The following is a 26,121-nucleotide window of genomic DNA, read 5'->3' as shown; positions in this document are numbered from 1 at the left end:
TGCTAATGGGAAAATAGGTATCTATAGTCCACTATCTATTATTGATTGATCTATATTAAATATCTCAGATGGGTTGCAATATATTGCTCCTAAAGCACAATCATTATTGTATTTAATCCATTGTAGTTTTCTATACTTGTCACCATATGCATAACCATTTTCAGCTAGCTTTTTATAAATTTCATCTTTCTCAATTATTGAGATATCTTGCAATTCAGTAGAAATCTTGTGTAACTTTAAATTATATTGTTCTATATTACTTAATCCAACACTTCCAGAACAATATTCATTTTTGTTAGTATCAGAAATCACAAAATTATTTTTTGTATTAATAAACTCATAATGTTCTATATTATTTACAAGTGGTTTTAACCAACATATATTTAATAATTCTTGAGCTTGAGTTGTTTTTTGGGCTAGTGATAAAGTATAAGCAGCAGGAAGAAGTTTTTTATTATTTACTATATGATGATGGTAATATTTATCTTTATCAGCTAACCCATATTTTGGCTGATCAATCCAGTGTATGTAATCGTCAAATTCATATGGAGGTAAATCTGATATTTTCCTTACTGAATATATTTTTGACCAGTCAAATTCGTGACAATCTAAATATAATTTTCCAAGCCTTTTATATAATTTTAGTAGATCATTGAAATTAAGTAATTGTAGCTCAATAGATTCAAGTTGAAAATCCTGTTGTTGTTCCATTTCATAGTATTCTGGTATTGTGAAATTAAATAAATTTTCTGATAATTTGTTTATCAACTGCTCTTTATTTTCAACAATAAAAAATCTTCGGTATTTATAATGTTCCCTACAAACTGATAGGGTATATGTAATACTATATAAATCAATTTCATTTTTGCCTTTAAGCCAAATTCTTAAGGCATCTATATTTCTTTGAAGTGCTCCAATTGAGTGACCAGAGATTAATATAATAAATAGCTTATATGGTATTTTATCTGAAATTTCATTAATTTTGAATTCCTCAATTATAGCATTGGCATTTGCTCCACCTGCACAAAATGAACTTATCATTGCTATCCTATTTTTTATATCTGATTTGTTCCATGCAATTTGTTCTTGAGACAAATAGAAAGGAGAGTCATCGAAATTTATATAAGAATTTGGTGTTTTGGAATTTAAAGTAGGAACTATTTTTTCATTATACATTTGATATAGTACCTTTATTATACCTGCTACTCCTGCAGCTGACTCTAGATGACCGATATTACTCTTCACAGAACCTATAGCACATTTATTTTTTACATTAGTATTAAAAGCTAGATTAAGTGCTCTTATCTCTATTGGATCACCAAGTTCAGTGCCAGTACCATGTGCTTCTACATAATCAATTGCATCAGAAGATATCTGAGATTTTGTGATAGTAGAAGATATTAGTGCTGATTGAGCAAGTGGATTTGGAGCTGTATAACCATTAGAATGGCCTCCAGCATTGATAGAACTTCCTTTTATAACACCAAAGATTCTATCCTTATTTTAATTGCTTGATTAAGTGGTTTTAAAAATATGGCAGCAATACCTTCACCATCAACAAACCCATCAGCATTTTCTCCAAATGATCTACACTCTAATCTCTTTGAAAGCATCCTTAACCTGCACAACTTACAATATTGTTTAGGATGTAATATTAAATTTACTCCACCGGCTATAGCCATAGTACTTTCACCATTCTGAATGGATTGACACGCCAAATGAATTGCTGTAAGTGATGAAGAACAAGCAGTATCCACAGCCATACTTGGTCCATGCCAATCAAAATTGTATGAAACACGGTTAGCAACAGACCAATATAAAGTATCTGCCCAATTCATTTTATCGGTGTCAATCCCCAACCAAGAATAACCAACATTCATTATTCCAACAAAAACTCCTATATTTGAACCTTTGAGATCAGAAACTTTATAACCTGAATTTTCAATAGCATGATATGTTGTTTGTAAAAAAAGCCTTTCTTGTGGATCAATATTTTCTGCATCAAAAGGAGTTATTTGAAAAAATTTATTATCAAAATATTCTACGTCTTCTATAAAACAACCATAATTAGTATATATTTTGCCTAAACCTCCTTCTGGATCGTAAAATTCACTATTATTCCATCTTTCTAATGGTATTGCTGTGGTGCAGTTTAATCCATTGACTAAATTATTCCAAAATTCATCAATATTTTTGGCCTTTGGAAATTTGCCTGATAAACCAATAACAGCTAAATCATTTTCATTTCTTTGAGATAAAGAGGAAGGTTCTAAATTTTGCGGTGGTTTACTACTAGTACTTTCAGTTACAACAAAATTTTCCTTTATTTTTTCGCTATATTGACCTATAAGGTAAGTGTAAAGAGAATTTAATGTTGTGTGTTCAAAGAAAATTGTATTTGGTAGATAACCAAGCTTATTCGCAATTAATTTTACAATCTCAAGGGTAATTAATGAATCTATGCCGTAATTAGCAAATGGTGTATTTTCATTCAGTTCTTTTGGGTCAATACGAATTACATGACATATAGTGTCTTTAAGCCATGTTTTGAATCTATTATCATCAATCATAGTAGGTTTTATATCCTTAGAACTTTGTATAACAACCTCTTTGCTTGTTTTGAACGCTTTTTCTGATTCTTCTTTATACTCTTTTAACAAATAATTTTTCAAATTTGATATAGTACTATATTCAAAGAAAATTGTAGTTGGGAGCTCTTTATATATTTCCTTAAATGGTTTAGCCAACTCAAGTACAATCAATGAATCTATACCATAATTTGCAAATGCTGTTGTTACATTCAGCGATTCATGAGGAATTTTCATTATTTGTGATATGTTTTTAGTAATAAATTTTTCTACCGAATTAGCTATATCTTTATTATAATCTCGATTCGAAGAATTCACATCATAACTTATTTTGCTTACAGATTCTTGAATTGTATTGTCACAAGTAAAGTTGTTATCCAAATTTGTTTTTCCTGCTAAAGCTACTATAACCTTTTGTCCCTGATTTCCGTAAAATTTTACTTCAATAAAATTATTTTTACGAAGTATTTCTTTCCATATATTAGAATCTATTAGTGGACTATCAATAATTCTAGAGTCTGAGTATAGCCACCATCCTGGTGTTAGTCCAAAAGTAAGGGTAGCAAAATCAGATATTTCAGTTACCTCATTAATTATTGCTATACCATCTGTTTTTACATATTTTCTTACATTTGCTATAGTTCTTTTAATGTTTTTAGTAGCATGGAGAACATTTGTTGCAATGAGAATATCAAAGCTTCCGATTAGGTCTTCCTTAGAATCTTCTTCTATATTACATATGTCATATTTAACATTTTGAAATCCATTAAATTCATTTTTTGCTTTTTTTAAAAAAGCAATGGATAAATCAGTATAATAATAACTATCTTTTTCTCTTAATTTTGGTAAAACAAATTTAGTTGTACTACCTGTTCCAGCACCTATTTCTATTATTCTTATTGGATGGTGAGTCAATCTACTATTTATATAGTTTTCAACTATTTCTGAGACCTTAATATTATAATAGTCTGAAATAGGATTATCTCGATAGATTGGTTCAACAAGATCAAATTTACCATCTGGGAATAGAACAGACATATAATCAATTTTACCAGTAAGGATTTCAGCATATTTTGAAATACATTTATCAAGAAGATTAATATGTCCCACCAACCAAGGATAATCATGTAAAATTTCTGATTTATCTATTTGATCAGTTTTAGGTATAGCATTTATAGCTTTAATAAGCCTGTCATAACGACTTAGCACTGATTCAGTTGGAATGCAGATGCTCTGTATAGAGTATCTTGCATATTCTTCTAATTTTTTTAGTGCTAATTGATGATTTTGAATAGTAATGTCATTTACTTTAAATATAGGTATTAATTCATCTAATATGTTGTTATTTTCTGATAGGATATTTTTTGTATCTGATAAATCACTAATATTATTAGTAAAATAATCTCTAACAATTGCTTTTGTATTTTGAGATTCAAAATCTATATATAAATTTTTAAGGGCCTGTTCTGTTCCTTTGATAACAGTTATTTGATTTATATCGCTTGTAAGAATTTGTTCAATAACCTTAAATCCTTATTCAGGTTCAATAGAACCTATACCATACTCATCCTATTTCTGTATTCGTCTGTTGAAACTATTCCCACGCTACCCCAATATCCCCAATTTATTATTTTAGTATTCTGCATATTAAAGTTTCTAAGGAGATTAGCGATAGTATCTTTAAATACACAGGCTGCTGTATAATTGGCTTGTCCTGAATTAGCAATAAAAGATTGAATTGATGAAAAGAATAGAACAAAATCAAGATCAAGGTTGTTCTCTACTATTGTATTATATAAATTAATGGAGCCAATAACTTTTGGGTCTAGTACATCATTCAATGTATCTCTATTCATGAATTGTATAGTTTTATCTAGTAAGGTTAGAGCTGAATGTATAATACCATTTACTGCATATTTATGTAGCAAGTTGGTTATCATGTTTTTATTAAGTAAATCTGCTTTTTCATAACTAACCGTACCACCAAATCTATTGATTTCTTCAATTTTTGCTATATCTGGGTCTGATCTTCCAACAAGAACAAGATTAGCCTTATAATTTTGGGCTAAATATTTACTTAACTCAAATCCTATTCCACCTAAACCTCCAAAAATCATATATAATCCATTATACTTAAATTTTGACTCTTTAAGTTTTTCAAATTTATATGGTACTAATTTTCTTATATATCTTTTACCTTTAATACGCGAGTTTTGAATTAATATAGCATAGGATTTAGCATATCAAGAGAGATGTAATAGAAGGTTTATTATCAGACATTTGATAATTTATCAGTGCTGCAACCATATGCACAAAGGCATTTGTAACTGATCTATGCCTTGAATGCTCAAACTTCCCCAATAGTTTAATTTTACTAAACACAGATTCTATTAATGCTTTTTTAAGCAATAATATTTTATCCAACATAGACATAAGTTTATTTTTCATATTTTTCTTTACCCTAGTTACCATAAAAATTCCTTGCTCTAAAAGTTGTAGAAATAATTGTTGCGAAATATAACCACGATCTCCGAATACTTTACCAAAAAGATTTTTGATTATCAGTTCCAGCTGTTTTCTATCATCCTTATTGCCAGGGCTAAAAGATGCTTTAACTATACCACCGGCTCTATTAATTATTAGATGTAGTTTAAGTCCATAGAACCAACCTTTTGTTGTCTTACTGCTTGCTGCTATGCCGGCGAACACTTTATTCATTGAAATACGGTATCTCTTACATACCTCTATACTACTTGAATCTACAAAAGAGAGTCCGTCACACTGATCCAAAATAGAATTGAATATTAGTACTAATAGTGGTAAATGTGGACCTATTATTTTTATAAATTGACTATAGCTTACTAATTGAAAATCTCTTTGATGATGAATTCATATTTGCTTCAGATAATAATTCTTAAAACAATCATAAGATGACTGCCAGTAGCCTATTGTAATTGTTATTACCTCACTTCTGTTCAGTCGACTTTTAGGACCAGATTTGTTGTTATGGTTAGTAATTGAATTTGTATGCTTGTCTAATTCTTGAAAAAAATCATCGACGTAACAAAATATTTCTGTAAAATCCATTATCATAGGTTATTGCTCTTAAAGTTTTTTCAATAACCTATAAACTTTTTTCTAATACTATAAATACCATATTTTAATTAGCAATTTGTATTTTGTACTCACTTTATAACAAAAACAGTATTATCAAGATCCCCGTAACCCAGTTACTATCAGCTATTCAGCGACTTTTTGAATACGAAACTCGCGTTTTTTAGCAAATTCAGGATATAAATCCCGCAAGATTTTTAAATTAGCTTTATTGCCGGTAATGAAGCCTGTATCAACTGTTGTAACGTTAGGGCTAGCAGGGCGAATGCTCGTAGTACTAGTTAATTCGGAGCTATGTACTACTGCCATAGATATTATACCCGGTTTTAGGTGATTTATAGAAGCCACAACCTTTAAATCTGCCGAACCGAGTTTATCAGTCGCTTTTAATGTCCCCCTTCGGGGATAAGAAATCCCTCGCCTTCAGGCGAAGGGAAGATATAATGAAATTGCTTTAGCAATGAATTTATATCAAGAAACATGAGAAGTTATAGAAAGAATAGTCATAGTCAGTATGATTTAAAAGTACATCTTATATGGATACCAAAATATAGGAAGAGAGTGTTGATAGGCAAAGTAGCGGAAAGGGCTAGAGATTTACTAAGGCAGATTTGTATGGAACATGAAGTATATATAATTTCAGGGAAAATATCATGTGATCACGTGCATATGTTTATCTCATATAAATCACAAATATCTCTTAGCAAGTTAGTACAGTATTTAAAAGGTAGTAGCTCAAGAATTTTATTGCAAGAATTTGCTCATTTAAGAAAACAATTTTGGGGCAATCATTTGTGGGCTAGGGGCTATATGGCGGTCAGTTCAGGTAATATAACTGATGAAATGATACAGCGCTATATTGATGAACAGGAAGGTGAACCTGTGAATGATGATCGATTTCTAATCGATTCCACTTTATAACCCCTCAGCTTATAGCTGAGGGTTCTTTAGTTTAACATTAATAGTAGCTTCCTTATTTTCGTCTATCGGTATCTCTTTAGGATAATCTAATATTTTAAGTCCTTCGCTTGTTTCAATATTTAGAAAAACCTGAGCGTTTCCTGAATCTTTTAGGTTATTAAATATTGTTACCGGTACTGTAAACTCATCATTCGGAGCTACAAATAAAGGTAAATTTGGATTGATAATAAGATCGGATTGGTAATAAATCAGCTTTGGAAGTTCCTATAGTGTCAAGGCTTGAGGCTACCCCTATAACTCTTAAAGTGCCGTTAAAATAGCTTGGTATGTCAAATGTGACTTCTCTCTCATCAAGATCCGCTTTTAAAATTCCTGACCAAAATGCTACCGGAGGCTGGCTTTTTCTTTTAAACGGATTAAGGTTTCGAGCGACATTTATAAAACCGTCTCCGGCAGGAGCCGCCATATAAGCTTTCATTAATAAAGGACGCTCAGGTAATATTAGATCCATGATTTGTGATGTTCGGACTTCCAAGGCTTTATCGTTAATGAAGTAATTAAGCGGGTCGGGAGTCTGATAACCATACCTAAGATTAAGCTCTGTAATAGTAGAATTATCTTTTAGCATTAAGGCTAATTCCTTTGCTCCTTGCTCGCCTATTTTGTTCCATCTAAGATCAAGCGACGTTAAAGAGTTATTAGCTTTTAAGCTTGCCGCCAAGTCTCTCGCTCTAGCCTCGCCTATGTCGTTATAAGAAAGATTAAGCGTTGTATCACCCTTTCTTAAACTATTTGCTTGTCTAGTAAATCCTCTTTTTTCTAGAAATTCTATTAATTCTTTCATATCTCTACCCTTATTAAATTCTATAAATTTTAATATTTTGTTAAAAATGAGCTTATAGACAGAATCATAATAAGGAGCTTTAAGAAAGCAATAGAAATTTAACTAAAAGTATGAATAAATAAATTAGGATTAATTTAAGGGATTTATGAGTATATAGAGGATTAAGGGAAATAATAAGAGGTGTTAATAAATTATAATAATAATAATCTATAATGTTGCTGATGTGTCGCTAAACCTTGCAGCTTAACACCGCCTTTAGTACGCATCCATCTTAATAGCTCATCGACACAGTTGCTAAATATTCAACTCGGTTAAGCTTCTGCCACAAGGTTGATGCTTGGAATTTTCCCCCGCCACAGTTAAAGATAAATGAGGGAGGCTTGTTGGTTAATTAAATTATTAATATTTCTTTTTATAAGGTGATAAATTTACTATTTAGAAGAAAGAGAAAAGCTACTTAGTTTAGAGATTTGGTGAAAGACACTTAATATTTCAGTTAAACGACAAAAAGCTTGATTTTATACTGTGTCCGCCGTTTGATACGTTTGTAGAAATACTGAAAAATGAAGAATGGCGCACCCGAGAGGAGTCGAACCCCTAACCTTATGATCCGTAGTCATATACTCTATCCAATTGAGCTACGGGTGCTAAGCTTGAAGTACTTATTTCTAAGCCTTATTTCTTGTTGCTAACATACGAAGGAGCATATATAAGAGCATAGCATTTGTCAAGAAACATAGAGTGTTCTTATATTTTTCTAAATAATAAAATATATTACGATTAATAGTTGAATTATCGTATTATATATTGTATTATGACTGCACAAGCAGACAATATATCGGAAAGTGCTAAAAAAATTAGAGGTAATTAACTCTTTAAAATGTTGAGGAAAAGTGGCAAAAAGGTATGTAATAAATTGTAAGTCGGGAGAAACTTTATTAGAAGAAACGGAAAAATATAACTCTCCTAAGTTAAAGCGTTTGACTCATTGTAGTTGTTTTGCGTATGCTGCTAGTGCAGCCTTGGGGCTTCCAAATAAGTCTCTACTTCCTCATCCTGAAAGCGATAAAGAAATTTATACCTACTTTATCAAATAAGCAAGCTGAGTGGCTTGAAAAAGACGGAATAAAGAACGGATGGAATTTTGTTAAAGCAGGAAATCGTGATGATAGTTTTATTCAAGCACAAAAATTTGCTAATCAAGGATATTTTGTTGTATCCGTATATAAAAATGCTAACCCAAAAAGAGCAGGGCATATTGCCGTTGGTAGTACCAAGTAGTAAGGATATAGAGAAAATAAAAAATGAAGGACCGGACACGGCTCAAGCCGGTAATATTAATGTCCCCCTTCGGGGATAAGAAATCCCTCGCCTTCAGGCGAAGGGAAGATATAATGAAATTGCTTTAGCAATGAATTTATATCAAGAAACATGAGAAGTTATAGAAAGAATAGTCATAGTCAGTATGATTTAAAAGTACATCTTATATGGATACCAAAATATAGGAAGAGAGTATTGATAGGCAAAGTAGCGGAAAGGGCTAGAGATTTACTAAGGCAGATTTGTATGGAACATGAAGTATATATAATTTCAGGGAAAATATCATGTGATCACGTGCATATGTTTATCTCATATAAATCACAAATATCTCTTAGCAAGTTAGTACAGTATTTAAAAGGTAGTAGCTCAAGAATTTTATTGCAAGAATTTGCTCATTTAAGAAAACAATTTTGGGGCAATCATTTGTGGGCTAGGGGCTATATGGCGGTCAGTTCAGGTAATATAACTGATGAAATGATACAGCGCTATATTGATGAACAGGAAGGTGAACCTGTGAATGATGATCGATTTCTAATCGATTCCACTTTATAACCCCTCAGCTTATAGCTGAGGGTTCTTTAGTTGTTTCTTAAAAAATTAATAAATTTTTTACTACAGTACCTAACAACCATATTCTATCATTGACAGTCTATCTCATATGTGGTTATGTCTATACTATTCTAAAAAATATTATATGTAATGATGTTATTTAAAATAAATCCTGAATGGATATTAAATTTTAGAAGTGAAATGTTAACTAGCTGGTTTAAAATATTTCCTTTTTTGCTAGTGATTATTTTTACATTACAATTATTGCGATTGCCTACTGGTTAAATCCAAGAAATAGATTATTTTTGGATTTAGGCTGGCTTATATCATTTGCAACATTATTGAATGTTATTATTAAAAAGGCTTTTTCTATTCCTAGCCCGCCTAGTACATTACATATGTTACCTATTAATGATGGATCATTTGGTTTTCCTAGTGGGGATGTACAGGTGGCTACTGTTTTCTTTATGATAATATTTTTATCATTTAATTCAAAAATGATTATTAATATTATGCTTTCACGCCTATATCTTGGAGTACATAGTATATATGATGTTATAGGCGGTATGATTTTTGGAGTGTTAATTGTTTTAGTTTATAGAAGTAATTTTATACAAGCACAAATAAGTAGATGGGAAAATAGGGCTAAATCTTATTATTGTATATTGGCTTTTGTGATAGGTATATGTTTCTTTTTATGGAAAGACAGTCCTTTTCCCTTACTGGTTTTATTACCAATAGGAACTTTAGTGGGTTATGGTATCGTATATATTTGCTTTAAATATAATTCTGATTTGATCTTAAATAATGCTCAAAAAACTATAGGTATAATTATTAGTTTCATTCTGTTATTCTTTTTTTATAAAACTTTTTCTATAATAAAAAATTCAACAATATTATTTAATTTTACACTTTTGCCTTACTACATGACAATTTTTAGAGATGTAAGGACTAAAGGATTGAATTTTGCTGATAATTCATGATGATAACGGGGAAAGAACTTGGTTTACATATGAAAGATCATTCCGCCCCTCTAGTCGAATTATTACAAAAACATATTTCGCTTAATTTATCAAGAGCAAAATGTTTAGGATTATTTATCATTTCAATGCTTAACAGCAGGACAGTAAACATGTCATTGTTATGCAATAGAATGCCGTCTGGGATTAAAGCAGCTTCATGGTATAGAAGGATGCAAAGATTTATCTCTGAAATCTCAATATCATGGAGAGTATTACCTGTTATGTTAGTCATGATGACTGGGTTTGAGCAGGAGCAAAAATGGGTATTGTGTTTAGATAGAACGAATTGGAAATTTGGTAAACGACATATAAATATTTTATATTTAGCTGTCAGTTTTCATGGTATAGCGATCCCCCTTTTTGGAATTTTCTAAGTGATAAAAAGTGTGGTAACTCTGATTATATTGAGCGTATTGATCTGATGGAGTGTTTTTTAGAAGTTTTTGACAAAAACCGCATTGAAGCATTAACCGCTGATAGAGAATTTATAGGTAAGGAATGGCTCTCTTGGCTTAGAACAAATCAAATAAGATACGTTTTTCGAGTTAGAGAAAATAGACAATATATCAGTAATGCAAGGGGAAAAATGGTTAAAATACAAGAGTTATTTCGCCCTCTAGCCATAGGATCGCATGTGAGTTTGTCACAACGTAGAATTGGTACAAAAGGTGAAATATTTAATGTAGTAGGGATCAGAAATAAGAAGAGTGAACTTGCAGTCTTAATACATAGTGATGAGATCAAAAATCCTGCTGAGATATATGCTCAAAGATGGCAAATTGAAACAATGTTCAAAGCTTTTAAATCAGCAGGATTCAACTGTGAAGCAACTCATATTACTAATGATTTACGATTAGATACATTGATGCAAATATTGTCTATTGCATTTTGCCTAGCTTATCAAACTGGAGAGATTATAGTTTTAGATAAACCAATAGTTATTAAAAAACATGGTTATAGGCAAAATAGTATATTTCGTGTTGGATTAGATACATTGGTTAATATCTTGTATAATATTTCTACTCAATTAGTACGTTGGATACAGCTGTTGTCCTTGATATTCCAATATCCAAAGATGATAAAATGAAAAATTGTCATGTAGTAAGCAAATTTCCAATTCGTTCTATCTAAACACAATAACCATTTTTGCTCCTGCTCAAACCCAGTCATCATGACTAACATAACAGGTAATACTCTCCATGATATTGAGATTTCAGAGATAAATCTTTGCATCCTTCTATACCATGAAGCTGCTTTAATCCCAGACGGCATTCTATTGCATAACAATGACATGTTTACTGTCCTGCTGTTAAGCATTGAAATGATAAATAATCCTAAACATTTTGCTCTTGATAAATTAAGCGAAATATGTTTTTGTAATAATTCGACTAGAGGGGCGGAATGATCTTTCATATGTAAACCAAGTTCTTTCCCCGTTATCATCATGAATTATCAGCAAAATTCAATCCTTTAGTCCTTACATCTCTAAAAATTGTCATGTAGTAAGCACTTTTGCTTAAATTTGCTTTATTACCTGTTTTGATTTATATTTTACTTCCTATGATGCAAAGAGAACTAAAAAATAGATTAAATTAAATTTCTTTCACAAAATCCAATGTACAGATTTATAACTATCCGCAGGATAGTCTAATATATCAAGTATTGACAAAGTACTTACATTATTTATTATAAATATAACATTGAAAATGGTTGTATTATGAGTATCAAACTAGATCCTCACGAACAAGATATTGAAGATAATTTTGAAAAGCAGCAAAAAATTGATGATCCAGCTCTCATTGCATTATTTCAAAAGTCTGCAAAAGCACATCTTAATAAAAAGTGGTCTGTTACTATTAGAATTGCAGAACATGACATAGAAGCAATAAAAATTAAAGCTTCTAAGCATGGTTTGCCTTATCAAACCTATCTTAATATGCTAATTCATTCAGATGCTACTAAATTGTAAATACCAATGATCAAATTTAGATATAATCATGAAAAGAACGCTAAGTTATTGCATGAGCATAATATAGGCTTTGAAGAAATAATACAGTTGATTGCTGACGGTAATTTATTAGATATTAAATTACATCATAATCAAGAGAAATATAAAGGTCAAAAAATTTTATATGTTAGAATGATTGAGCAAGTATATGCAGTACTTTATATAAAAGGTGATAAAGATGCTATTTTCCTTAACACTTTATTTCCTAGCAGAAAAGCAAAAAAGGAATTTTTAAAAAAATAAGAAATAATATATGAGTTTTATAGAAGAATTTATAAACAAAGGATATTTCCATCAATGTACCGATTTGGATCGGTTAACTGCTATAACGAAAGAAACAAAAATAGCTGCATATATAGGCTTTGACTGTACTGCTACATCACTCCACATCGGTAGTTTAATGCAGATAATGATTCTGCGATTGCTTCAGCAGTATGGACATAAGCCTATTGTAATTATCGGCGGCGGTACGAGTAAAATCGGTGATCCTTCAGGTAAAGATGAAGCACGTAAAGCTTTGACTAAAGATGATATAAAAAGAAATGCTGAAGGTATTAAAAAGTCACTGTCAAAGTTTATCAAATTCGGTGACGGTAAAAGTGATGCTATTATGCTGGATAACGCAGAGTGGTTAGATTCGCTCAATTATCTAGATTTCCTACGGGATTTCGGTAGCTATTTCTCGGTAAACCGCATGCTGACTATGGATTCAGTAAGGCTAAGGCTTGAGCGTGAGCAGCATTTAAGCTTCTTAGAATTTAACTATATGTTGCTACAAGCCTATGATTTTTACTATTTAAGCAAGCATTATAATTGCAGTTTGCAGCTTGGCGGTAGCGATCAATGGGGCAATATCGTAATGGGAGCGGATTTAATTCGTAAAATAAGCGGTAAAGAAGTATTCGGTATGACGACGCCGCTACTTACGACTAGCTCAGGTGCTAAAATGGGTAAAACTGCAGTAGGGGCGGTATGGCTTAATGAAGATTTGTTAAGCCCGTATGATTATTACCAATATTGGCGTAACTGTGAAGATGCCGACGTAATTAGATTTGCTAAATTATATAGTGAGCTAACTTCTGAAGAGCTTAATAAATTTGAGAGTTTAGCGGCTGAAGATATTAATGCAGCTAAAAAACAGCTTGCTTATGAGCTAACTAAGCTTTGTCATTCGGAACAAGCGGCAAAATCAGCTCTAAAAACTGCAGTAAAGATATTTGAAGAAGGACAAATCGATGAGAATTTACCTACCGTTGTTTTAGAGCAGGAAGTATTACAAGCAGGTATTAGTGCATATGAATTATTTCATGAAGCAGGGCTTGCTACTTCTAAATCGGAAACACGCAAGCTTATAAGAGGGAAGGGAGCTAAAATAAATGATGAATTAGTTGCAGATGAGAATATGATAATTAATACTAATTTCTTACTCGATAAAAATGTTATAAAGCTCTCTGCCGGTAAGAAAAGACATATATTGGTTAGGATTTGAATATTTTTCTAGATTACCATGCTCCCTTCAGTTGTAGCATTATTGTATGGCTCAAATATATTACGTCTAATTGAAACTGCAACTTTCAATTAGACAAATTGTATATTTTCTATCTCATGAACCCTTATAACATAAGTTAAATTCAAATTTAAAAAGTAATGACTAAAATAAGGCTTGATGAATATTTGCTGCAAAAAGGTTTTGTAACAGATATTACCATAGCACGAAGCTTGATTATCCAAGGTAAAGTACATAATAAGCATGAGCAGTTAATTAAGCCTGGGATACAGGTTAATATAAATGACACCGACATTAAGGTAAAGTTACCGAAGCATAATTATGTTTCAAGAGGGGCATTAAAATTAATTGCCGCTTTGGATTATTTTAAAATTGATCCTGAAAATTTAGTTTGTATTGATATAGGTAGTAGCACCGGCGGTTTTACAGAAGTATTACTTGAGCGTAAAGCAAAATTAATTTTTGCCGTAGATGTCGGTTATGGCGAACTTCATCCTAAATTACGCGACAATCCACAAATTAAAGTGCTTGAGAAGACTAACGCACGATATTTAACCGATAAGCAAATAACTACCCCTCCTGATTTAATTGTCTGTGATGCCAGCTTTATTAGTTTAACTACTATATTACCGACTGCACTAAATTTAGTTAAAGAAGATTGCATGCTTATTGCTTTAATAAAACCGCAGTTTGAGGTCGAAAAGTATGAAGTAGAGCAGGAAGGAATTATTAAAAATTCTCTCTTACATCAAAAAGTATGTGATAAAATCAAAGATTGGCTTGAGAAAGAGCATAATTTTAAAATATTTGGTATAATAGAAAGTCCTATACTAGGTGCTAAGGGGAATAAGGAGTTTTTAATATGCGGAAAAAGAAAAACGGTTATTTTTCTATAGCTTATCCTTAATTTGAATTGTTTTAGTAATCATTGCATCTTCTAATGTATAATTATTCAATGTTTTTATAAATGCTTCACTTGCTTCTTTAATAAAATGTTTAAATTGGCATGAATTTGTAATTCTGCAGCTATTAGTATTTTTATTAAAACATTCTACTATATCCATATTAGGTTCTAATTTTTCTATTATATCTCCCAACTTCATAGAAGAAGGGCTAAATGCTAGCTTAATTCCCCCTCCTTTTCCTTTACTACTATTAATATATCCTAATTGTGCTAATCTATGAATCACTTTTACCAAATGATTAAGGGAAATATTATAGTACTCTGATATCTCTTTTACACTACAAATTCTTTCCGGTTTTGAAGCAAGATATATAAGGCTACGTAATCCGTAGTCAGTAAAACTTGTTAACTGCATAAAAATTTTATTTATTTTTACCTTGAATATACAAAAAAACGTCTATATACGACTAGTTACTATAATATGTATTTTAAATGTAAAAGTTATATTATTAAAAAAGGAGTAATCATGTCTAGAACAACTATAGTGAGAGAAATAAGAAAAGCTGCTGAGCTATTTAAGAATTTTGATATTACTAAATCTTTAAATTTTTATGGAAATTTAGCAACTAAATATGAAGCAGTGGTAAATGAATTTTTTAATAGTAATAGTTTTAATACTGAAAAACCTGAGAAAGGAATACAGCCAAATGCAATGAAAAATTTTTTAAATCTTACCGGCAGTAGTATTCTAAAGGTTTTAAGTTCATATAGCGAAACAGATGAAGTAGATCTTTTAGAATTGATCCAACCAGCATTAGAGAATGATCATAAATTTAAAAAGGCAGTATCAAAAATTGTTGGTATACATGTAGGGCGCAATATTCCTTCAGAGTTATATCAACCTGTTGCTGAAGAGCTTATATCAAATGTAGATGAGGGTAACACGCTGGTAACGGAAATATTAAATATACGCGAGTTTCGAATTAATATAGCATAGGATTTAGCATATCAAGAGAGATGTAATAGAAGGTTTATTATCAGACATTTGATAATTTATCAGTGCTGCAACCATATACACAAAGGCATTTGTAACTGATCTATGCCTTGAATGCTCAAACTTCCCCAATAGTTTAATTTTACTAAACACAGATTCTATTAATGCTTTTTTAAGCAATAATATTTTATCCAACATAGACATAAGTTTATTTTTCATATTTTTCTTTACCCTAGTTACCATAAAAATTCCTTGCTCTAAAAGTTGTAGAAATAATTGTTGCGAAATATAACCACGATCTCCGAATACTTTACCAAAAAGATTTTTGATTATCAGTTCCAGCTGTTTTCTATCATCCTTATTGCCAGGGCTAAAAGATGCTTTAACTATACCACCGGCTCTATTAATTATTAGATGTAGTTTAAGTCCATAGAACCAACCTTTTGTTGTCTTACTGCTTGCTGCTATGCCGGCGAACACTTTATTCATTGAAATACGGTATCTCTTACATACCTCTATACTACTTGAATCTACAAAAGAGAGTCCGTCACACTGATCCAAAATAGAATTGAATATTAGTACTAATAGTGGTAAATGTAGACCTATTATTTTTATAAATTGACTATAGCTTACTAATTGAAAATCTCTTTGATGATGAATTCATATTTGCTTCAGATAATAATTCTTAAAACAATCATAAGATGACTGCCAATAGCCTATTATAATTGTTATTACCTCACTTCTGTTCAGTCGACTTTTAGGACCAGATTTGTTGTTATGGTTAGTAATTGAATTTGTATGCTTGTCTAATTCTTGAAAAAAATCATCGACGTAACAAAATATTTCTGTAAAATCCATTATCATAGGTTATTGCTCTTAAAGTTTTTTCAATAACCTATAAACTTTTTTCTAATACTATAAATACCATATTTTAATTAGCAATTTGTATTTTGTACTCACTTTATAACAAAAACAGTATTATCAAGATCCCTGTAACCCAGTTACTATCAGCTATTCAGCGACTTTTTGAATACGAAACTCGCGTTAAATATAGTAGGAAAGCATTTTGTAAGTGCTGAAAAGAAGCAATATGATGAATTAAAAGAAAAGTATAATATAGAGAGTTTTGAAAGTCATAAAATAAAAATCGAAATAGAAAGTGCTGATAGAAATACGGCAAAAATAAAATTTTGTAGACAAAATGAATAAAAAGTAATACCGCACAAACATGGGCAGGTCATTACTGTTAAAGTAGGAGAAAAATACAGTGAATTTACAGTTATAAAAACCGGTCATGATGAAGAAGGTTATTATTATGAATGCCTAATAAAGAAAAATCCTAATGGAACTATAACAAACTATCTATTTGATTCTGAAAATCAGCTAGTAAAAGTACACCCTTCGTATATTGAATCGGATATAGAAAACAATAAAGATCTCGTTCTTATCAGCGGCGGGTCAGGAGAAAGTCATTCTATTTCTAGAATTAATAGTATAACAAATGAAGAAAATGTTAAGCTTCCCGCCGTTATTCACATTATTTACTCTACTAAAAATAAAAACAGTGACACATTTCAATTAGATGCAGCTGTAAAAAAATTAACTGATATTGCAGCAATATGCGATACTGAAATTCACTATGATAAATTTTATACTCAAGATAGTTATGATAATATTAATGAGAACGATAATATACATTATCATACCGGTAGAATAGCTGAAGAATTTTTATTAGGCATTTTAAAAGGTGAAACCTATGAAATTTGCGGTCCTCATTCTTTTAACGATCATGTGTAGCATATATTAGAAGAGAAAATTGGGGTTATGTATACTCAGTATTCATGTAGAAGAATTTTGTTCATCAGGAGGAGCCTATGATCCATTCTAAGCGGACAAGAGGGATTATCGAGTATTTGCCCATTTATGAATATGTAGTTTTACAAAAATATAAAGTTAAATATTGCTTATATATTCTAATTAGTGTATTTTCGTTACGGATAAGCATTATAAAAATTATAGATAGGTGGGTTTATCCCACCTTTTTTGTTATAAATATCAAATATGCAAACTATTGAACAACAAATAACAAACGTAATAGAAGAATCCTTGACGGATATGGGGTTTGAGTTAGTTCTTGTTAAGTTTAAAGGTGTTAACCCTAAAGTAGTGGAGATATTGATTGATAGCTTAAACGGCGAAAAAATATCTGTGGAAGATTGTACTAAAGCAAGTAGGACTATCTCCGCTATTCTAGATGTTGAAGATTTAATAGAAGATACATATTCTTTAGAGGTATCATCAAGTGGTCTTGAACGTCCGTTAGTAAAGTTTGAAAATTATAATAGATTTTCAGGAAGAGAAGTTAAAATCAAACTTAAGGAATTATTGAACGGCAAAACTCGTTATCAGGGTAAAATAATTAAAGCCGAAAATAATAAAATATATTTAAAATGTGAAGAACAAGAAGTACTAATTGATTATGATTTAATTAAAAATGCTAATCTAGTTTTAACTGAAGAAGTATTTAAAAAATTACTAGGTTCTGTGAAAGTTTCTAATTGATTGGCTATTTTGAGGTATTTTTAAAAAATAACCAAAATTAAATCTTTTTAGAAATTGTACGCAAGAACCTAAAGCAATAAGAATAATGTATGTCTAATATAGGTAATGTAGAAATTTTACAAATTATAGATTCTGTAGCCCGTGAGAAAGGAATATCAAAAGAAATTTTGATTTCAACGGTTGAACAAGCGGTACAAGTAGCAGGACGAAAAAAATACGGTAATGAATATAATATTAAAGCTCAGATAAATAGGAAAACCGGCGAGATAAATCTTTTAAGGATCTTAAAAATAGTAGAAAATGTAGAAGATTACTTAACGCAAATCTCACTTGAAGAAGCTTTAATAAAGAATCCGGAAGCTAAAATCGGTGATGAAATATATGAATATTTACCGCCGATTGATCATGCTAGAGTATCGGCTCAAGCTGCAAAACAAGTTATAACTCAACGTGTTATAGAAGCTGAACGTGAAAAACAATATCATGACTTTAAAGATAGAAAAGGCGAAATTATAAACGGGATAGTTAAGAGAATAGAATACGGTGATATAATAGTTGACTTGAGTCGTGCTGAAGCAATAATAAAAAAAGATCAATTAATTAAGGGTGAGAATTTTAAACCTAATGATCGTATAAAAGCATATGTACAGGATGTAAGGCAAGAAACAAAAGGACCGCAGATTTTCTTGTCTAGAGTAGATAACCAGATGCTGGTTAAGCTATTTAAGTTAGAAGTACCTGAAATTCTTGAAGATATTATTCAAATAAAATCAATAGCACGTGATCCCGGTTCAAAAGCAAAAATAGCGGTATTTGCTTCGGATAGTAGTATAGATCCTGTAGGCTCATGCGTAGGTATTAGAGGTAATAGAGTAAAAGCCGTAACAAATGAATTAAACGGAGAGAAAATTGATATAGTATTATGGAGTAATGATCTTGCACAGTTTATAGTTAATGCTCTTGCACCGCTTGCACCTGGGGAAATCACAAAAATTTTGATTGATGAGGATAGGCATAAGGTAGAAGTAGTAGTTTCGCAAGAAAATCAAAGTATTGCAATAGGTAGAAGAGGGCAGAATGTTCGTTTAGCTTCTAAGCTTACAGGTTGGAATATCGATATAATGACCGAAGAGCAAGAATCAAAAAGAAGAAATGAAGAATTCTTAACTTCTACGGAATTATTTATGGAAGCTTTAGATGTTGAAGAAGTTATAGGTCAGCTTTTATCGGTAACGGGATTTAATTCAGTAGAACAAATTGCTAGTAGTGAGATTAGTACTTTAACAAGAATTGAAGGCTTTGAGGAAGAACTTGCCGTAGAGATCAAAAATCGAGCTATTAATTACGTCGACCTTAAGAATGAAAAGATTATCAAAAAGCTAGAGGATCTAGGAGTTGAGCAAGAATTAATAGATATATTAGAATTACCGCTTGAATTAATATTAAAATTTGCCGAATATGGTATAAAGACCATAGAAGATTTAGGAGAGATGAGCGTAAATGAATTTAAAAATTTAGCTCCAAATTCTAATATAACGGACGAAAATATTAAATTGCTGATTAAAACTGCTAGACAGCACGGTGAATTAAAGGATAGTTAGTGGGTTGGGTGTATGTTATTCCTAGCTAAAAGCAATATTGTTGCATTGCTCGGGTTTATCCATCATTGCGAGCTGGCATTGTTGCATGGATCAATTCCATCGCTGTCATCCCGCGACTTGATCGCGGGATCTAGCTAAAAATACTAATAATTTTAGTATTTTTAGTTATTTTTTTGGATACCGTGATCAAGCCACGGTATGACAGCGAACGCATTTTTAGAGCCACGCAGCCTACGGCTGCTCGCAATGATGAAAAAAAAACTGATCCACGTAACAACATTTCTACGGGAATGACATAATGAAGTAGTAGACGGAAAAAACAGAAACACAAAGGTTTTAAATATGACGGATAACCAGGAAATCAAACCCAAAAAGTTGACACTTGGCAATTCAAAATTATCGCTTAATAAGTCTTTTGACTCTCTTACAGGAGCTCAAAGCTTTGTTAATGCTAAATCTAAAACGCTAGTAGAAGTTAGAAAAAGCGCTACCGGTAGTACTACCCTTTCATTAAATAAAGAAAGAAATAGCTTAGATCAAACTGTTATTGATGCTAATAAGGAAGAATTTAACAGACGTTTATCTATTCTTAAAAAAGCTGCTGAGCAATCTAAATTAAATGACCCTTCACAAATAAGCACTTTAAGTAAACTTGCAAGTATTAACCAGTCTGCTAACTCAAAAATAGAACCGCTAGAAACTGATAAAGAAGTTGAACAAAAACAGCAAAATACCGAAGAAAATAAAGTAGAAGTTAGTGCTAAAATCGTTCAAGATGATGAAGATACACCGTCACAAATACCTAAAAAGAAAGAAGAAACTTTTGTAAAGTCTCCTTTAGTAGGAATGCGAACACGTTACGGTATAGAATCAGAGAAAGAATTAGATAAAACGGCAGATAGTAAAGTAGTCGCACCAAAAATTAAGCTAGAAGAGCCAAAAAAATTCAAAAAAGCCGATCTTTTCAATATGCTTAGCGACGACGAAAGCGGCAGCGGTAGAACTAGAAGTCTTGCTTCTATAAAAAGAGCTAGAGAAAAAGAAAAGCGTAAATTAGTATCACAAGCACCTGAGAAAGTATATAGAGAAGTGACGATACCGGAAGTTATCGGAGTCGGCGATCTTGCAAATGCTATGTCTGAAAGAGTGGCTGATATAATTAAAGAATTAATGAAACTCGGTATTCTTGCAAATGCTAGCCAAACAATAGATGCCGATACGGCAGAACTAGTTGCAACAAATTTAGGGCATACGGTAAAAAGAGTCCAAGAATCAGATGTTGAAAATGTTTTAATTAGTGATGATAAGGTTGAAGATTTAAGAACGCGTGCTCCGGTTGTGACGGTAATGGGGCATGTCGATCATGGTAAAACCTCATTGCTTGACGCTCTTAAATCTACGGATATTGCTGCAGGTGAGCTAGGCGGCATTACCCAACATATCGGGGCTTATAGAGTAACTCTTGCAGATGGTAGAGCGATTACTTTTATTGATACTCCGGGGCATGAAGCTTTTTCGGAAATGCGGTCAAGAGGTGCTAAAGTAACGGATATAGTTATTATAGTGGTCGCAGCAGATGATGGAATCAAAACACAAACGGTTGAGGCAATTAATCATGCGAAAGCAGCGGGTGTTCCTATAATTGTAGCTATTAATAAGATTGATAAGCCTGATATTGATATTGAGCGTGTAAAGAACGAATTATATGTCCACGAAATTATCGGCGAAGAGGCAGGTGGCGACGTTATGGTTATTCCTATCTCGGCACTAAAGAAAATTAACTTAGATAAACTTGAAGAAGCAATTTTATTAATTGCAGAAATGCAGGATTTAAAGGCAAGCCCTTTCAGTTCAGCTGCCGGTGTTGTAATCGAGTCAAAAATTGAAAAAGGAAGAGGAACGCTAACTACTATATTAGTTCAGCGAGGTACTTTAAGAAAAGGTGATATTATAATAGCCGGTTCTTCTTACGGCAAAGTTAAAAAGATGACCAATGATAAGGGACTAGAAATAGCGGAAGCAACTCCGTCTGTTCCTGTAGAAATTCAGGGTTTAAACGAAGTACCTTTTGCCGGCGATAAATTTAACGTAGTACAAAATGAGAAACAAGCAAAAGATATAGCTGAATATAGAATGCGTCTTGCTAAAGAAAAGAAAATATCTATTGCACCGCGTTCAAGTTTAGAAGATTTATTTTTAAAAGCTTCCGGTAATAGTAAAATTAAGGAATTACTTTTAATTATTAAAGGTGATGTTCAAGGGTCGGTTGAAGCTATTTCAGGTAGCTTATTAAAATTACCGAGTGATGAAATAAAGCTTCGTATACTTCATAGCGGCGTAGGTCCGATAACGGAATCCGATGTATCTCTTGCCCATGCTTCTTCGGCTATTATTGTCGGCTTTAACGTTAGAGCAGGGGCAAATGCTTTAACTGCTGCAGAAAAAGAAAAAGTCGATATTAGATATTATAGTATAATATATAATTTAATTGATGACGTAAAAGCCATTATGAGCGGTATGCTTGATCCGATAGTTAGAGAGCAGTATATCGGAAGCGTAGAAATTAGACAAATATTCAATATTACCAAAGTCGGTAAAATCGCCGGTAGCTATGTAACTAAAGGGATTATTAAGAAAGGGGCGGGCGTACGCTTATTACGTGATAATGTAGTCATTCATGAAGGAAAACTCAAAACTTTAAAACGCTTTAAAGATGAAGTTAAAGAGGTTAGAGAAGGATATAAGTGTGGTATAGCATTTGAAAATTACGAAGATATTAGAGAAGGAGACACAGTTGAAGTTTTTGAGCTAATTCAAGAACAAAGACAATTATAATATACTCGTTGAACTTCAAAAATTGGCTACATTATAATACAAGTACTCCGGCGTTGTTGCATGGATACTACTAAATCGTTATTGCGAGCAGTCGTAGACTGCGTGGCAATCTCATGAAATAATAACAAACTCCTGAGATTACTTTGTAATTTCCTCGCAATGACGAAAAGTTAGAACCACGCAACAACGCCCTGACTTCGCGGGAATGACATTTAGTAGAATATCCCTCTTTGATAAATTAATCAATTTTAAGCTTACTACATGACAATTTTTAGAGATGTAAGGACTAAAGGATTGAATTTTGCTGATAATTCATGATGATAACGGGGAAAGAACTTGGTTTACATATGAAAGATCATTCCGCCCCTCTAGTCGAATTATTACAAAAACATATTTCGCTTAATTTATCAAGAGCAAAATGTTTAGGATTATTTATCATTTCAATGCTTAACAGCAGGACAGTAAACATGTCATTGTTATGCAATAGAATGCCGTCTGGGATTAAAGCAGCTTCATGGTATAGAAGGATGCAAAGATTTATCTCTGAAATCTCAATATCATGGAGAGTATTACCTGTTATGTTAGTCATGATGACTGGGTTTGAGCAGGAGCAAAAATGGGTATTGTGTTTAGATAGAACGAATTGGAAATTTGGTAAACGACATATAAATATTTTATATTTAGCTGTCAGTTTTCATGGTATAGCGATCCCCCTTTTTGGAATTTTCTAAGTGATAAAAAGTGTGGTAACTCTGATTATATTGAGCGTATTGATCTGATGGAGTGTTTTTTAGAAGTTTTTGACAAAAACCGCATTGAAGCATTAACCGCTGATAGAGAATTTATAGGTAAGGAATGGCTCTCTTGGCTTAGAACAAATCAAATAAGATACGTTTTTCGAGTTAGAGAAAATAGACAATATATCAGTAATGCAAGGGGAAAAATGGTTAAAATACAAGAGTTATTTCGCCCTCTAGCCATAGGATCGCATGTGAGTTTGTCACAACGTAGAATTGGTACAAAAGGTGAAATATTTAATGTAGTAGGGATCAGAAATAAGAAGAGTGAACTTGCAGTCTTAATACATAGTGATGAGATCAAAAATCCTGCTGAGATATATGCTCAAAGATGGCAAATTGAAACAATGTTCAAAGCTTTTAAATCAGCAGGATTCAACTGTGAAGCAACTCATATTACTAATGATTTACGATTAGATACATTGATGCAAATATTGTCTATTGCATTTTGCCTAGCTTATCAAACTGGAGAGATTATAGTTTTAGATAAACCAATAGTTATTAAAAAACATGGTTATAGGCAAAATAGTATATTTCGTGTTGGATTAGATACATTGGTTAATATCTTGTATAATATTTCTACTCAATTAGTACGTTGGATACAGCTGTTGTCCTTGATATTCCAATATCCAAAGATGATAAAATGAAAAATTGTCATGTAGTAAGATTTTTCATATTTTTCTTTACCCTAGTTACCATAAAAATTCCTTGCTCTAAAAGTTGTAGAAATAATTGTTGCGAAATATAACCACGATCTCCGAATACTTTACCAAAAAGATTTTTGATTATCAGTTCCAGCTGTTTTCTATCATCCTTATTGCCAGGGCTAAAAGATGCTTTAACTATACCACCGGCTCTATTAATTATTAGATGTAGTTTAAGTCCATAGAACCAACCTTTTGTTGTCTTACTGCTTGCTGCTATGCCGGCGAACACTTTATTCATTGAAATACGGTATCTCTTACATACCTCTATACTACTTGAATCTACAAAAGAGAGTCCGTCACACTGATCCAAAATAGAATTGAATATTAGTACTAATAGTGGTAAATGTGGACCTATTATTTTTATAAATTGACTATAGCTTACTAATTGAAAATCTCTTTGATGATGAATTCATATTTGCTTCAGATAATAATTCTTAAAACAATCATAAGATGACTGCCAGTAGCCTATTATAATTGTTATTACCTCACTTCTGTTCAGTTTGTTATTACCTCACTTCTGTTCAGTCGACTTTTAGGACCAGATTTGTTGTTATGGTTAGTAATTGAATTTGTATGCTTGTCTAATTCTTGAAAAAAATCATCGACGTAACAAAATATTTCTGTAAAATCCATTATCATAGGTTATTGCTCTTAAAGTTTTTTCAATAACCTATAAACTTTTTTCTAATACTATAAATACCATATTTTAATTAGCAATTTGTATTTTGTACTCACTTTATAACAAAAACAGTATTATTAAGATCCCCGTAACCCAGTTACTATCAGCTATTCAGCGACTTTTTGAATACGAAACTCGCGTTAAATTAGGAAACTTCTTTGCTAACCTTATTTGTAGCGATCTTCTTTTTTAGGTTAAACTAAAATTTGTGTCGTTGTTTTGCGATCTCATATAGCACAATGCCGGATGATGTACCCAAATTAAGACTTTCAATAATTCCGTACATTGGAATGTTAATACAAAAGCTACTTCTCTTGACAGCAGTTTTGCTAATTCCTACTCCTTCGTTTCCAAACCAAACTGCAAGCTTTTTATACTTAGTGTAATCATGTTTATGAAGCACTACATTTTTGTATCCTTTTATGTGAGGAGAAGTAATGACCGAAACAAAACTTTCCTTCTCCAAATGATCCATACAGCTATTTGTGTCTTTGAAAATCTTTACGAAACTCCATTTGATGTCAGAGACGGATATAGCATTGAGTTTTGGCTCTTTACGCATTTCTTCCCATGTGTCAGGCAATAGTTTTTGATTGGTAACAATATAAGCTTTTTTAATCCCAAGTGCGTTAACATTTCGAATGATGGCGCCAATATTTTTTATATTATCAGGGTTCTCAATTACGGCGATCAAGTTCTTGCACCTAAACTCTTTAATTTTATTAGCTCTTGTGCGAAGAGTCGGTTTAGACTTTTGTTTTTCTTCCATAATATATTAAATAGATTTATAAATATAAAAATTATAAAAGATGCTAATGCATAATAACAAAAGAAATATTATTATGGCGGAGAGAGGGGGATTCGAACCCCCGACACGTTGCCGTAAACACGCTTTCCAGGCGTGCGCCTTAAACCGCTCGGCCATCTCTCCAAAATTTTTAGCATTGCCCGTGTGGCTTCCTATGTCATTCTCGCAAGATGGATACTTAATCGTCATTGCGAGCAGCCGTAGGCTGCGTGGATCAATTTCACCTCTGTCATCCTGCGACTTGATCGCGGGATCCAGTTAAAAATACTAAAATTATTAGTATTTTTTATTGTTTTTCTAGATATCGTGGTCAAGCCACGGGGTAACACCGAATGCGTTTTTCGATCCACGCAACAAAGCC

The 26,121-nt window shown here is 32.0% G+C and carries 27 protein-coding genes, 2 tRNA genes and 3 pseudogenes; 17 read left to right on the top strand and 15 right to left on the bottom strand.

The genetic code is table 11. The features are described from left to right. Nucleotides 1-21: 21 nt before the first annotated feature. The 5 genes and pseudogenes from REIS_RS15050 to REIS_RS01395 all read right to left on the bottom strand — a co-directional run. Nucleotides 22-1,464: a ketoacyl-synthetase C-terminal extension domain-containing protein gene (locus REIS_RS15050; protein WP_233466353.1), complete on the bottom strand. Its 1,443-nt coding sequence runs from the start codon at nt 1,462-1,464 to the stop codon at nt 22-24. Between the two features lie 11 nt (nt 1,465-1,475). Then, nucleotides 1,476-3,797 carry a beta-ketoacyl synthase N-terminal-like domain-containing protein gene (locus REIS_RS10770; protein ID WP_050755346.1) on the bottom strand — a complete coding sequence of 774 codons (2,322 nt, stop codon included), beginning with the start codon at nt 3,795-3,797 and terminating at the stop codon, nt 1,476-1,478. A 344-nt stretch (nt 3,798-4,141) separates the two neighbouring features. Beyond that, a complete protein-coding gene (locus tag REIS_RS01405) occupies nt 4,142-4,705 on the bottom strand; it encodes an SDR family NAD(P)-dependent oxidoreductase (protein WP_040614696.1) in 564 nt (187 codons plus the stop codon). A gap of 118 nt (nt 4,706-4,823) precedes the next feature. Then, nucleotides 4,824-5,477, bottom strand: a complete 654-nt coding sequence (locus REIS_RS10765) for an IS982 family transposase (RefSeq protein WP_083787731.1) — start codon at nt 5,475-5,477, stop codon at nt 4,824-4,826. A gap of 387 nt (nt 5,478-5,864) precedes the next feature. Beyond that, nucleotides 5,865-6,092: pseudogene (locus REIS_RS01395) on the bottom strand (hypothetical protein); the annotation flags it as partial. A 90-nt stretch (nt 6,093-6,182) separates the two neighbouring features. Here REIS_RS01395 and tnpA (REIS_RS01390) point away from each other — a divergent pair. Continuing rightward, the gene (gene tnpA, locus REIS_RS01390; RefSeq protein WP_008579324.1) at nt 6,183-6,623 is read left to right on the top strand and encodes an IS200/IS605 family transposase; all 441 of its coding nucleotides are present in this window, start codon (nt 6,183-6,185) and stop codon (nt 6,621-6,623) included. A gap of 24 nt (nt 6,624-6,647) precedes the next feature. Here the strand turns inward: tnpA (REIS_RS01390) and REIS_RS11960 are convergent. The 4 genes and pseudogenes from REIS_RS11960 to REIS_RS01380 form a co-directional block, all read right to left on the bottom strand. Then, nucleotides 6,648-7,206: pseudogene (locus REIS_RS11960) on the bottom strand (alpha-2-macroglobulin family protein); the annotation flags it as partial. A 54-nt stretch (nt 7,207-7,260) separates the two neighbouring features. Further along, a pseudogene (locus tag REIS_RS11955) lies at nt 7,261-7,467 on the bottom strand (hypothetical protein); the annotation flags it as partial. Between the two features lie 271 nt (nt 7,468-7,738). Then, a complete protein-coding gene (locus tag REIS_RS16825; RefSeq protein WP_371256148.1) occupies nt 7,739-7,834 on the bottom strand; it encodes a hypothetical protein in 96 nt (31 codons plus the stop codon). A gap of 204 nt (nt 7,835-8,038) precedes the next feature. Further along, nucleotides 8,039-8,115 (bottom strand) — tRNA-Arg (locus REIS_RS01380). Between the two features lie 357 nt (nt 8,116-8,472). On the opposite strand from REIS_RS01380, the gene REIS_RS10760 reads away from it, so the two are divergent. From REIS_RS10760 to REIS_RS10755, 5 genes are all read left to right on the top strand, one after another. Further along, nucleotides 8,473-8,748 carry a hypothetical protein gene (locus REIS_RS10760; RefSeq protein WP_008579463.1) on the top strand — a complete coding sequence of 92 codons (276 nt, stop codon included), beginning with the start codon at nt 8,473-8,475 and terminating at the stop codon, nt 8,746-8,748. Between the two features lie 150 nt (nt 8,749-8,898). Next, nucleotides 8,899-9,339, top strand: coding sequence for an IS200/IS605 family transposase (gene tnpA, locus REIS_RS01370; RefSeq protein ID WP_008579324.1), 441 nt, complete (start codon nt 8,899-8,901; stop codon nt 9,337-9,339). Between the two features lie 302 nt (nt 9,340-9,641). Further along, nucleotides 9,642-10,319 (top strand): phosphatase PAP2 family protein, encoded by a 678-nt coding sequence (locus REIS_RS15335; RefSeq protein WP_008579459.1) that lies wholly within the window; start codon nt 9,642-9,644, stop codon nt 10,317-10,319. Beyond that, complete coding sequence (locus tag REIS_RS01360; protein ID WP_008579269.1) at nt 10,316-10,732, top strand: hypothetical protein; 417 nt, start codon at nt 10,316-10,318, stop codon at nt 10,730-10,732. Before REIS_RS15335 ends, REIS_RS01360 begins: the two co-directional genes overlap by 4 nt. Further along, nucleotides 10,678-11,445 (top strand): IS4 family transposase, encoded by a 768-nt coding sequence (locus REIS_RS10755; protein ID WP_338109792.1) that lies wholly within the window; start codon nt 10,678-10,680, stop codon nt 11,443-11,445. Before REIS_RS01360 ends, REIS_RS10755 begins: the two co-directional genes overlap by 55 nt. Here REIS_RS10755 and REIS_RS11945 read toward each other — a convergent pair. Continuing rightward, complete coding sequence (locus tag REIS_RS11945) at nt 11,382-11,804, bottom strand: hypothetical protein (protein WP_040614694.1); 423 nt, start codon at nt 11,802-11,804, stop codon at nt 11,382-11,384. The two genes, REIS_RS10755 and REIS_RS11945, sit on opposite strands and share 64 nt — an antisense overlap. Before the next feature lie 271 nt (nt 11,805-12,075). Between REIS_RS11945 and REIS_RS01350 the strand changes: the two genes are divergently transcribed. The 4 genes from REIS_RS01350 (at nt 12,076) to REIS_RS01335 (ending at nt 14,769) form a co-directional block, all read left to right on the top strand. After that, entirely contained in the window at nt 12,076-12,327 is a 252-nt protein-coding gene (locus REIS_RS01350) for a CopG family antitoxin (protein ID WP_008579458.1), read from the top strand. 6 nt (nt 12,328-12,333) lie between these two features. Then, nucleotides 12,334-12,609: a hypothetical protein gene (locus REIS_RS01345; protein ID WP_008579457.1), complete on the top strand. Its 276-nt coding sequence runs from the start codon at nt 12,334-12,336 to the stop codon at nt 12,607-12,609. Nucleotides 12,610-12,619: 10 nt separating this feature from the next. Further along, complete coding sequence (gene tyrS / locus REIS_RS01340; RefSeq protein ID WP_008579456.1) at nt 12,620-13,855, top strand: tyrosine--tRNA ligase; 1,236 nt, start codon at nt 12,620-12,622, stop codon at nt 13,853-13,855. Nucleotides 13,856-14,013: 158 nt separating this feature from the next. Then, a complete protein-coding gene (locus REIS_RS01335) occupies nt 14,014-14,769 on the top strand; it encodes a TlyA family RNA methyltransferase (protein ID WP_008579454.1) in 756 nt (251 codons plus the stop codon). Here REIS_RS01335 and REIS_RS01330 read toward each other — a convergent pair. Then, on the bottom strand, nt 14,764-15,192 hold the full coding sequence (locus REIS_RS01330) for an Rrf2 family transcriptional regulator (RefSeq protein WP_008579452.1): 429 nt from the start codon (nt 15,190-15,192) through the stop codon (nt 14,764-14,766). The genes REIS_RS01335 and REIS_RS01330 overlap by 6 nt on opposite strands. A 111-nt stretch (nt 15,193-15,303) precedes the next feature. On the opposite strand from REIS_RS01330, the gene REIS_RS15330 reads away from it, so the two are divergent. After that, nucleotides 15,304-15,774, top strand: a complete 471-nt coding sequence (locus REIS_RS15330; protein WP_233466354.1) for a hypothetical protein — start codon at nt 15,304-15,306, stop codon at nt 15,772-15,774. A gap of 3 nt (nt 15,775-15,777) precedes the next feature. Here the strand turns inward: REIS_RS15330 and REIS_RS10745 are convergent, their stop codons facing one another. Continuing rightward, on the bottom strand, nt 15,778-16,431 hold the full coding sequence (locus REIS_RS10745; RefSeq protein WP_083787740.1) for an IS982 family transposase: 654 nt from the start codon (nt 16,429-16,431) through the stop codon (nt 15,778-15,780). Nucleotides 16,432-16,797: 366 nt separating this feature from the next. Here REIS_RS10745 and REIS_RS15045 point away from each other — a divergent pair, with 366 nt between their 5' ends. The 6 genes from REIS_RS15045 to REIS_RS11930 all read left to right on the top strand — a co-directional run bounded on the left by REIS_RS15045 (nt 16,798) and on the right by REIS_RS11930 (nt 24,213). Further along, nucleotides 16,798-16,980, top strand: a complete 183-nt coding sequence (locus REIS_RS15045; protein WP_193784379.1) for a hypothetical protein — start codon at nt 16,798-16,800, stop codon at nt 16,978-16,980. Nucleotides 16,981-17,832: 852 nt separating this feature from the next. Continuing rightward, complete coding sequence (gene rimP / locus REIS_RS01310) at nt 17,833-18,333, top strand: ribosome maturation factor RimP (protein WP_008579448.1); 501 nt, start codon at nt 17,833-17,835, stop codon at nt 18,331-18,333. 89 nt (nt 18,334-18,422) lie between these two features. Beyond that, entirely contained in the window at nt 18,423-19,934 is a 1,512-nt protein-coding gene (gene nusA / locus REIS_RS01305; RefSeq protein WP_008579446.1) for a transcription termination factor NusA, read from the top strand. A 342-nt stretch (nt 19,935-20,276) separates the two neighbouring features. Further along, complete coding sequence (infB, locus tag REIS_RS01300; protein WP_008579444.1) at nt 20,277-22,769, top strand: translation initiation factor IF-2; 2,493 nt, start codon at nt 20,277-20,279, stop codon at nt 22,767-22,769. Nucleotides 22,770-23,083: 314 nt separating this feature from the next. Next, nucleotides 23,084-23,500: a hypothetical protein gene (locus tag REIS_RS11935; protein WP_008579269.1), complete on the top strand. Its 417-nt coding sequence runs from the start codon at nt 23,084-23,086 to the stop codon at nt 23,498-23,500. After that, nucleotides 23,446-24,213, top strand: a complete 768-nt coding sequence (locus tag REIS_RS11930; protein WP_338109792.1) for an IS4 family transposase — start codon at nt 23,446-23,448, stop codon at nt 24,211-24,213. The genes REIS_RS11935 and REIS_RS11930 overlap by 55 nt, the downstream gene beginning before the upstream one ends. 7 nt (nt 24,214-24,220) lie before the next feature. On the opposite strand, the gene REIS_RS11925 is transcribed toward REIS_RS11930, so the two are convergent. From REIS_RS11925 to REIS_RS01280, 3 genes are all read right to left on the bottom strand, one after another. Next, nucleotides 24,221-24,628 carry a transposase gene (locus tag REIS_RS11925; protein WP_241760935.1) on the bottom strand — a complete coding sequence of 136 codons (408 nt, stop codon included), beginning with the start codon at nt 24,626-24,628 and terminating at the stop codon, nt 24,221-24,223. Between the two features lie 523 nt (nt 24,629-25,151). After that, nucleotides 25,152-25,721: a TrmH family RNA methyltransferase gene (locus REIS_RS01285; protein ID WP_008579442.1), complete on the bottom strand. Its 570-nt coding sequence runs from the start codon at nt 25,719-25,721 to the stop codon at nt 25,152-25,154. A 74-nt stretch (nt 25,722-25,795) separates the two neighbouring features. After that, a tRNA-Ser gene (locus REIS_RS01280) sits at nt 25,796-25,883 on the bottom strand. Nucleotides 25,884-26,121 lie beyond the last annotated feature (238 nt).

Source organism: Rickettsia endosymbiont of Ixodes scapularis (assembly GCF_000160735.1).
In the GTDB taxonomy this organism is placed as follows: Bacteria; Pseudomonadota; Alphaproteobacteria; order Rickettsiales; family Rickettsiaceae; genus Rickettsia; species Rickettsia tamurae.
Note: the sequence above shows the minus strand (reverse complement) of the source record. Positions and strands in the feature narration are given on the sequence as shown.

Excerpts from the sequence above, each read along its gene's own strand:
- REIS_RS01405 (WP_040614696.1), bottom strand. The coding sequence starts at position 4,705 with ATGATTTTTGGAGGTTTAGGTGGAATAGGATTTGAGTTAAGTAAATAT.
- tnpA (WP_008579324.1), top strand. The coding sequence starts at position 6,183 with ATGAGAAGTTATAGAAAGAATAGTCATAGTCAGTATGATTTAAAAGTA.
- REIS_RS10760 (WP_008579463.1), top strand. The coding sequence starts at position 8,473 with ATGCTGCTAGTGCAGCCTTGGGGCTTCCAAATAAGTCTCTACTTCCTC.
- tnpA (WP_008579324.1), top strand. The coding sequence starts at position 8,899 with ATGAGAAGTTATAGAAAGAATAGTCATAGTCAGTATGATTTAAAAGTA.
- REIS_RS01360 (WP_008579269.1), top strand. The coding sequence starts at position 10,316 with ATGATGATAACGGGGAAAGAACTTGGTTTACATATGAAAGATCATTCC.
- REIS_RS11945 (WP_040614694.1), bottom strand. The coding sequence starts at position 11,804 with ATGATGATAACGGGGAAAGAACTTGGTTTACATATGAAAGATCATTCC.
- REIS_RS01350 (WP_008579458.1), top strand. The coding sequence starts at position 12,076 with ATGAGTATCAAACTAGATCCTCACGAACAAGATATTGAAGATAATTTT.
- REIS_RS01345 (WP_008579457.1), top strand. The coding sequence starts at position 12,334 with ATGATCAAATTTAGATATAATCATGAAAAGAACGCTAAGTTATTGCAT.
- tyrS (WP_008579456.1), top strand. The coding sequence starts at position 12,620 with ATGAGTTTTATAGAAGAATTTATAAACAAAGGATATTTCCATCAATGT.
- REIS_RS01335 (WP_008579454.1), top strand. The coding sequence starts at position 14,014 with ATGACTAAAATAAGGCTTGATGAATATTTGCTGCAAAAAGGTTTTGTA.
- REIS_RS01330 (WP_008579452.1), bottom strand. The coding sequence starts at position 15,192 with ATGCAGTTAACAAGTTTTACTGACTACGGATTACGTAGCCTTATATAT.
- REIS_RS15330 (WP_233466354.1), top strand. The coding sequence starts at position 15,304 with ATGTCTAGAACAACTATAGTGAGAGAAATAAGAAAAGCTGCTGAGCTA.
- rimP (WP_008579448.1), top strand. The coding sequence starts at position 17,833 with ATGCAAACTATTGAACAACAAATAACAAACGTAATAGAAGAATCCTTG.
- nusA (WP_008579446.1), top strand. The coding sequence starts at position 18,423 with ATGTCTAATATAGGTAATGTAGAAATTTTACAAATTATAGATTCTGTA.
- infB (WP_008579444.1), top strand. The coding sequence starts at position 20,277 with ATGACGGATAACCAGGAAATCAAACCCAAAAAGTTGACACTTGGCAAT.
- REIS_RS11935 (WP_008579269.1), top strand. The coding sequence starts at position 23,084 with ATGATGATAACGGGGAAAGAACTTGGTTTACATATGAAAGATCATTCC.
- REIS_RS01285 (WP_008579442.1), bottom strand. The coding sequence starts at position 25,721 with ATGGAAGAAAAACAAAAGTCTAAACCGACTCTTCGCACAAGAGCTAAT.